Origin of the sequence: Xenorhabdus sp. PR6a, assembly GCF_028599065.1 — a bacterium.
GTDB lineage: Bacteria > Pseudomonadota > Gammaproteobacteria > Enterobacterales > Enterobacteriaceae > Xenorhabdus > Xenorhabdus doucetiae.
The window spans coordinates 1-5,145 of record NZ_JAQRFJ010000107.1 but is presented as its reverse complement, the minus strand read 5'-3'; the positions used below and the strand labels follow the sequence as shown (position 1 = coordinate 5,145).

Here is a 5,145-nt window from a genome sequence, read left to right as displayed (position 1 = left end):
ACCAGAAATTAACGCCTCTACTCTAGCGACCAGAGTAAAATTACTTCCCCCTGTATCCTTGGCTGCTTTTATTTTGTTGCAAAATTCCTCAATAGGTGCTAGTTCTTGTTTTTCACCGATGAAAGAATTTATTTTGGGGAAAAGTTTATCTTCAATACACAGGGCATTAATAGAAATTTGATTGAGTTTTTTTACAAGGCGTATTACATTTAGGTAATTACCAAACCCTGAATCACCGTCGACTAATATTGGAATATCAACATTGTCTGACATTTGCTCCAATGCGCTGAGCACTTGCGTCCACGATGCTTCATTACGATCAGAAAGCCCCATTGAAGCGCTAATAGAAAGTCCCGATGCCCAAATAGCTTCAAAGCCAGCCTGTTCGACAATTTTTGCACTTAATCCATTATGTGCTTCCATAAATTGTGTTTGTATTTTGTTTTTTAATCTTTCTTGAATATTCATTATTACAACTCCTAGATTATAATCTATTTCTGTTTCACATTTAATAATTATTAACTAATATACTTCTTTCAGAAGTTTTTCTTCTAGAAATCGGATAATTAAATCAGCAATTTTTTCTTGTGATTCATTTGTCATTGCACCAATGTGTGGCGTGCCAATAAAATTATCTAAAGTGAATAATGGCGAGAATTGTCTTTCATATTCGAAAACATCACTGGCTGCGCCATAAATATCTCTATTAGCCAGTGACTGATAAAGATCTTGTTCAGAAACCACACCTCCTCTGGCAACATTGATCAAAATTGATGTTGGTTGCAAATGGCATAGGTTATTTTTATTTAGCAGATTTTTTGTCGATTCAGTGTATGGACAACAGACGACCAATATGTCGTTGAATGCCATCAAAACATTAAGATCATCAAATAAAGTGATATCTTTTTTTTTCATATCCGCTGCACGTTCTGCGGTGTAATGAGAAACTGTACAGGAAACCTGCATATCATATCCTTTGGCAATGCGTGCAATTTCTTGTCCTATACTGCCAAAACCGATCAGGCCTAGATTTTTATTTTTCAGCTCAAAACCCATCAGTAGTTTTTTATTCCAAATGTTGGATTCTATTTCTGTACTTGCTCGTTTTATATGACGAAAAAGACAATGCATTAAGCTAAAACTGAGTTCTGCTACAGCTCTAGAATTAGTACTCGGTGTGTTGTAAAAAAGTATATCTGTTTTACTTAAAGCCTGTAGATCAATATTATCGATACCTGTCCCTGCACGTATAATCGCCCGCAGGTGCTTTGCTTGTTCAAGAAATTGGTTGTTTACTTGTGCCCCACTGCGGAGTACTAAGATATCGTATTTTTTAATACAATTTATTAATTCTTGTTGTGTAATGGGATGTTTTACCGTAATGGTAAAGTTCCTCTCCATATAATTTTTCAATTTTATATGAATAGGATCTACAATAAGGATTTTTAATTTAGAGGCCATAGCGTGTTAATCCTGTGGATTCTTTGATGTTTAGCATAAGATTCATATTTTGAATGGCAGTTCCTGCTGCACCTTTGACTAAATTATCGATGACGCTGACAATACGTAATTCACCAGTTTTTGGAACGATATCAATAGATATATGGCAGGAGTTTGAACCAATGACTTTAGTAAGTTGAGGATAAATGCTGTAATCTTTTTCAATACCTTGAGAACCTCGATTTAACCCAATAATAGACACAAACTCATTTGATTGATAATAGGATTGTAAATATTTCAGAATCTGTAGTCTGTCATGTGTTATTTCCGTATTCAACTTCATGGCTTGTACCATGAAAATACCTCTAACAAAATTTCCATGTGAAGTGATTAAGGAAATATTTGCCTGTTTTCCTGTGGTCTCTTTAATAATATTTTCTATTTCATCAGTATGGCGATGGCCATTGAGGGAATAGGCCAGCATGTTGCCAAACTGAATTATAATGAAGTAATTCTTTTTTGTAATGGTTTCCAGCTCCTGAAGTCCCGTTAACGGCACTAATAAAAATTGTGTCGGTATTTATTATATTTTCTTTGATCAAAGGAATAAGACCACATAAAGCTGCATTAACATAACATCCAGGATTAGCGATATAGTGACTTTTTTTGATAAGTTCCCGGTATTCTTCAATATAACCGTAAGTGAATTTCTCTTGTAATTCCTTTGCTTCATGTGGTATTCCATAAATTTCTTCAAAATGAGCAGGATCTGTAAAGCGGAAATCAGCACCTAAATCAATGATTTTTGCATTGCTATAGCTGAAAGCAAGGGCCATAGCATGTGATTCACCAGATGGTAAGCAAAGGAATATGACATCAGGCTCTACATGTTGTATTTCTTCTAGTGTATATGTTTTCTTAGCAATACCGATCAGATTAGGATGTAACGATTCAAGATCTATATTCGCTTCTCGAGAGATGGGATAGATTTCTTTCACGCAGGGATGAAACGTTAACAATCTAATAACTTCACATCCAGTCCAGCCTGTTGCACCAATAACAAATGCTGTAATTTTCATTCTAAATTTCCTATTGACTCGATTAATACTTTTCCGTTTGAATTTCCATTGAGCATGTAATCTTTAAGTTCATTGAAATGAATTTTGATAGTAATTATTTTTTCTAACTGTGAGTGCATGGTTGTAGCGCTATTCAGCATACCAACAGCTTGCTGTAAATCACCGGGGGTACTTAGGAATGAACCACTGACTTTTAATTCCTTGCGTACAATAACATTCATGTCAAATTGGCTAATAGTGTCAAAATAAGAAATTAACAATATCGTGCTGCCAATGGCCATTAGATTGAGAATTTGGCTGAAATTCAATTGATTTCCCCCTGCGACAATCATTATATCAAAATGATTTTCTGTTAATGCAGAGTAGTCATCAATTGTGATGAATCCAAGTCCGGCAACAAAATCCCGTCTGGCCGGATTTTTTTCTACGAAAATTATCTCATAGGCACTGTAAGTTTCTTGGCAGACAAGGGCACTTAGCTGACCTATTGCTCCTGCACCAATAATTAGTATTTTTGTCGTAGGAACAATGCTAACTTTGTTAAGTGCATGTATAACAATGCTGAGAGGTTCAGCGAGAACGAATAAATGTGAATCTGAATCCGAATTATCAGGAAGAGGCACTAATGAACTATGATGAACAACCATATGTTTAGAAAATGCTCCACCGCTACCGGCAGTATTATAAGTGATCTTTTTTAAACAGTGGTTATAACGTTTAATCTGATAGAATTTACAATGACCACAATAACCATAAGATAGTGCTGTGACAAATTGTTTTTCTTTGAATCTTGAAGTACTGTTGGTATTTATTATTTTTCCAACAAACTCATGACCAAGAATAGCTGGATATTGTTTGTAAGGGTGATTTCCGTGGAGAACCATATAATCTGAACCACAAATAGTTGCTTGTTGAATTTCCAGTAATAAAAAATCAGGTTTGAGTTCCAATGGAGATTCTTTCTGATAAAATTGATAGCCTTTTTTCATGCATATTAAAGAATAATTCATTATCTTTTTCCTAAGTAATTAATAGCCAATAAATTTATTGCCTCGTTACCTATTTTATTTACTAAAGGATCATTGGTAATATTGCCTTTTATCCTTTTTGAAATATTTTTTGGGGTTATATCTAACGTTTTTAATGTATCTATTAAGGTATTTAATTTTAATTTAATGAGTATTTTTTCAACGTATTCATTTAGTGGCATACCTTGCGTGATATCGTTTGGTAAAGGTTTTTCAACATGGTGTTCAATCAAGAATTTGATCCACTCTGGATAAAATGCGGCCAAACCAGCACCATGAGATAATTTATATATAGGAGATAAGGCTTGTTCAAATCGATGAGGTAAACAAGTACTGTTGTGGCAGACGCAGATGCCTCCTAGTAAAGCAATATAGGCGATATCATCGTAAAATTGATCGTCAATATTGCCTTTGGAATATTTATCTACAACATTATTAACTAAAGATAGTGATTCTAAGGCAAGTAATTCAATAAATCTGTTTTGTTTCACGGCTTGAATGGCTTCAAAAGCATGAGTAAAACTATCGAATATCGTTTCGCATAAAATATTATCAGGCAATGTGTGACCCAAAGTAGAGTCAATCAGAGCAATGTCTGGAAAAATAGCTGTTCCTCGGATGCCATCTTTATTACCATTGCTGCTGTCTAGAATTATTGCTCCTTTGGTTACCTCTGAACCTGTTCCAAATGTGGTGGGAACCGCGATATGAAATAACTTTTTGTTCACGTGTTCAAAGGTACTACCGACTAAGGTTGCAAATTGTACCGATTCATCGATACAGATTGAAGCAGCTTTACCTAAATCAAGGATGTTGCCTCCACCTACCGAAATTAGGGAATCAAAATTTTCACAGGATAACCGTTTTTTTATCCTTAGCAATTCTTCAGTTGATGCTTTAGTATGACTTTTAATAATATAAGGAATTATTTTAATTTCTGTTATTGTGTTGATTTTTTTAAATAATTTTATCAGGATTGGTGATCTTTCTAATGCGCCTTGCGAGATAATTAATAATGTTTTGGTAAGTTTATTTTCTTTGAGGTAGAGGAATAATTTCTCTAACGAGTGTCTTTCAAGAATTATTTTTGTTGGCAAGCTAAATGATATGCCGAAATTGTTTTTTGATATTGTATTCATGCTTGTTCTCATAATTTTTAATGTTAGTGAAAATAAAATTAGTTGTCATGGATAATAATTATTAATGAAGAGTTATTTTTTATTTTAATTGTTAATTTTAAAATAAAAGAGCAAATATTTATTGTCAGTGGTACGATGTTTCATTTTTTGTTTGTAAAAATTTGTTTTACATAAACAAATAATCTTGTTGCTTGATAAGTGATATTTTTTATTATAATTGATATTTATTCAGGTGTTGTTTTTATTATGTTATATCATCTTGAATTTTTTGTTTCAATGTTTTTTTTGAAAAAATCAATATGTTACTTTGTGATTTTTATTTTTGTTTTTCATTTTTTGTTTTGTTTTATTTTAATACACCCAATAGGTTTATGATTCTACCAGGATAAAAAACAATGTAACGAGTAACACTGTAATTTGAAAAGTAAAGAAGATTTTTATACTCATATTGTATTCACA

General features: G+C 33.0%; 6 protein-coding genes. All 6 read right to left on the bottom strand.

Annotated features, from left to right (window positions below; genetic code table 11):
* A partial coding sequence (locus PSI15_RS17055) for an isocitrate lyase/phosphoenolpyruvate mutase family protein (protein WP_273584567.1) occupies window positions 1-468 on the bottom strand: 468 nt, incomplete at its 3' end.
* 54 nt (window positions 469-522) lie between these two features.
* Complete coding sequence (locus PSI15_RS17050; RefSeq protein WP_273584566.1) at window positions 523-1,461, bottom strand: NAD(P)-dependent oxidoreductase; 939 nt, start codon at window positions 1,459-1,461, stop codon at window positions 523-525.
* The gene (locus tag PSI15_RS17045) at window positions 1,451-1,924 is read right to left on the bottom strand and encodes an Asd/ArgC dimerization domain-containing protein (RefSeq protein ID WP_052705642.1); all 474 of its coding nucleotides are present in this window, start codon (window positions 1,922-1,924) and stop codon (window positions 1,451-1,453) included. The genes PSI15_RS17050 and PSI15_RS17045 overlap by 11 nt, the downstream gene beginning before the upstream one ends.
* Window positions 1,887-2,519 carry a hypothetical protein gene (locus PSI15_RS17040; RefSeq protein WP_273584565.1) on the bottom strand — a complete coding sequence of 211 codons (633 nt, stop codon included), beginning with the start codon at window positions 2,517-2,519 and terminating at the stop codon, window positions 1,887-1,889. Before PSI15_RS17040 ends, PSI15_RS17045 begins: the two co-directional genes overlap by 38 nt.
* The gene (locus PSI15_RS17035; RefSeq protein ID WP_273584564.1) at window positions 2,516-3,529 is read right to left on the bottom strand and encodes a zinc-dependent alcohol dehydrogenase; all 1,014 of its coding nucleotides are present in this window, start codon (window positions 3,527-3,529) and stop codon (window positions 2,516-2,518) included. The genes PSI15_RS17040 and PSI15_RS17035 overlap by 4 nt, the downstream gene beginning before the upstream one ends.
* Window positions 3,529-4,686, bottom strand: a complete 1,158-nt coding sequence (locus PSI15_RS17030; protein ID WP_273584563.1) for an iron-containing alcohol dehydrogenase — start codon at window positions 4,684-4,686, stop codon at window positions 3,529-3,531. Before PSI15_RS17030 ends, PSI15_RS17035 begins: the two co-directional genes overlap by 1 nt.
* Window positions 4,687-5,145 lie beyond the last annotated feature (459 nt).

Excerpts from the sequence above, each read along its gene's own strand:
- PSI15_RS17050 (WP_273584566.1), bottom strand. The coding sequence starts at position 1,461 with ATGGCCTCTAAATTAAAAATCCTTATTGTAGATCCTATTCATATAAAA.
- PSI15_RS17045 (WP_052705642.1), bottom strand. The coding sequence starts at position 1,924 with ATGCTGGCCTATTCCCTCAATGGCCATCGCCATACTGATGAAATAGAA.
- PSI15_RS17040 (WP_273584565.1), bottom strand. The coding sequence starts at position 2,519 with ATGAAAATTACAGCATTTGTTATTGGTGCAACAGGCTGGACTGGATGT.
- PSI15_RS17035 (WP_273584564.1), bottom strand. The coding sequence starts at position 3,529 with ATGAATTATTCTTTAATATGCATGAAAAAAGGCTATCAATTTTATCAG.
- PSI15_RS17030 (WP_273584563.1), bottom strand. The coding sequence starts at position 4,686 with ATGAATACAATATCAAAAAACAATTTCGGCATATCATTTAGCTTGCCA.